Raw genomic sequence first — 2,298 nt, forward strand, 5'->3', positions numbered from 1 at the left:
CCCTCGCGCGGCGCGTGCGAACTGGCACGCGAGGGCGCGGACTACGAGACGGTGGACGAGCGGAACCGGGCGGACCTCGACAAGGGACTCAGCCGGCAGTCGTACCACATCGCCCCGGCGGTCGGCGCGGTGGACGCGTTCCTCCGTGCGGACGAGGCGGCGCGCGAGCGCGTGATGGAGGCCCATCCGGAGGTGTGCTTCCGCGGGCTCGCCGGACGCCGACTCGACCACTCGAAGACCGGCGCGCCGGGCGTCGGCGAGCGACTCGACGCGCTCGACGAGCAGCTCGACGACCCGGGCGCGGCGCTCGGTGGGATATGCCGGACGCTGGCGGACGAGCCCGCCGTCGACTCGGCGGACGCGACCGTCGACGACGCCGTCGACGCGCTCGGGTTAGCGGTCGTCGCGCGGCGTCCGCGGGCAGAGCTCCGGTTCCTGCCGGACGGCGCGGAATACCGCGACCGTGCGGAGATCCCGATGCGGATGGCGTACTGGAGCGCGGAGCCGCTGGCGTGAGGCGCGTCCCGCTCGTCTCCGACGCAGTCGTCCCGTTGGTAAGGTTCAAGTCGCTCTGTCGCCGGCTACCATACGAATGAAACTCTTCTCCTCGCGGGCGGACCGCCGGCGGGGGATCGCGGCCGCGGTCGGCGTCGCGGTCCTCGCGGTCGGCCTGTACGTCCTCGTGAGCCGCTACGCCGGTTTTCTCACCGACTCCGAGGCCCTCCGGACGTGGCTCGACCAGTTCGGCGTCTTCGCCCCCATCGTCTTCATCGGCATCCAGGCCCTCCAGGTCATCGTCGCCCCGATTCCGGGCCAGGTCGTCGCCCTCGTCGCGGGCTACCTCTTCGGCCCGCTCGCCGGGACTGTGTACAGCCTCACGGGCGTGCTCATCGGCAGCGCGGTCGCCTTCTCGTTGTCGAAGCGATACGGTCGCTCCTTCGTCGAGAAGGTCATCCACGAGGACGTGATCGAGCGGTTCGACGGGTTCGTCGACACCGTCGGGATCCCCGGGCTGTTCGCGTTCGTTATCATTCCGGGCCTCCCCGACGACGCCATCTGCTTCCTGAGCGGCCTCACCAAGTGGTCGCTCCCAACTTTCATCGCCGTCATCGCGGTCGGCCGGCTCCCGGCGTACGTCCTGACGGTGTACGCGGGCGGCGAGCTCGCGAGCGGCCGGTTCCTCTCGGCGATGGCGCTCGTCGCGCTGGTCGTGGCGGCGTCCGCCGTCGGCTACTACAAACAGGACGCGGTGCGCGACCTCGTCGAGCGCCTCGAGCCGCGGCTCCCCTTCTGAGGGCCCCGAAGCGGACGCGGCGGCGTCACCCCCACGTCCACTGATGATCGAGGACGAAGCGGTAGACGCCGCTGACGACGATCGCGACCGCGTTCGCGACGAGGTACATCACCCCCATCCACTCGACGAGCGCGGCGAGCACCCCGAGCTGGATCGGGATCGCCGTGCCGCGGACGAGGTTCGTCTTCAGCAGCCCGGAGAGGTACTCGGAGACGCCCGTGTTCTGGCTCGCGCGGAACGTCCACGCGTTGTTGAGGATGTACGAACAGATGATAGTGATCTCGATGGCGATCGTCGCGCCGACGATGTAGTTCAGTCCCGCGATGTCGACGAACAGCCACAGGAGCGCCAGCTGGAGCCCGGCGGTGAGCGCGCCAACGACGAGGAAGCGTCGCATCTGAACCGCGATCGGTCCGCTCGCGAGGTCGCGGAGGACCGACCGAATCATCACTTATACCCGAGCGCTTCGAGGCGAGCTTCGAGGTCTTCGTCGACCTCCTCCTCGCCGCGCTCGGCCGCCGCCGCTTCGGCCGCGGCGCCGCGCTCGCGGAGCAGCTCCGCGTGCGCGTCGACGACCGGTGCGAACCGGTCGATGACCGCCTGCGCCTCCTCGTCGGGATCGACCGCGAGGTTCTCCTGTTGGGTCGGGTCGTCGGGGCGGTAGTACAGCTCCCGATCGCCGGCGTCGACGTTCTCGATGTACGTCCAGTCGTCGTCGCGCGCGCTGACGAACAGGTCGCCGTCGGACAGCGACCGCGGGATCGGCTGCTGGGTCACCTCATCGCCGCGGACGGTCACCGAGACGACCGGGTCGTCGGGGACGTCCGGAGCGTCGTCCGCGTCGTCGTCGGTGGTTTCGGACGCGCCGCCGGCAGCGGTTTCGGACGCGTCGTCGTCGACGTCGCCGGCTTTCCGTGTGGTCTCCTCGCCGTCCAGCGCCGGCACGAGCGACTCGCCGTGCCACTCCGGCGCGGGGGCGACGCCGAGCAGGTCGGCGACCGTGG

General features: G+C 70.5%; 3 protein-coding genes and 1 pseudogene. 2 read left to right on the plus strand and 2 right to left on the minus strand.

From position 1 onward, the window contains the following. On the plus strand, window positions 1-516 hold a 516-nt coding region (locus tag U4E84_RS16620; protein WP_322533220.1), incomplete at its 5' end, for a DUF429 domain-containing protein. Between the two features lie 76 nt (window positions 517-592). Next, window positions 593-1,294: a TVP38/TMEM64 family protein gene (locus U4E84_RS16625; protein ID WP_322533221.1), complete on the plus strand. Its 702-nt coding sequence runs from the start codon at window positions 593-595 to the stop codon at window positions 1,292-1,294. 25 nt (window positions 1,295-1,319) lie between these two features. Here the strand turns inward: U4E84_RS16625 and U4E84_RS16630 are convergent, their stop codons facing one another. Together U4E84_RS16630 and U4E84_RS16635 are read right to left on the minus strand one after the other, a co-directional pair. After that, window positions 1,320-1,742, minus strand: coding sequence for a GtrA family protein (locus U4E84_RS16630; protein WP_322533222.1), 423 nt, complete (start codon window positions 1,740-1,742; stop codon window positions 1,320-1,322). After that, a pseudogene (locus tag U4E84_RS16635) lies at window positions 1,742-2,298 on the minus strand (sulfatase); the annotation flags it as partial. The pseudogene U4E84_RS16635 and the gene U4E84_RS16630, both read right to left, overlap by 1 nt.

It is taken from the genome of Halorubrum sp. AD140, assembly GCF_034497445.1.
In the GTDB taxonomy this organism is placed as follows: domain Archaea; phylum Halobacteriota; class Halobacteria; order Halobacteriales; family Haloferacaceae; genus Halorubrum.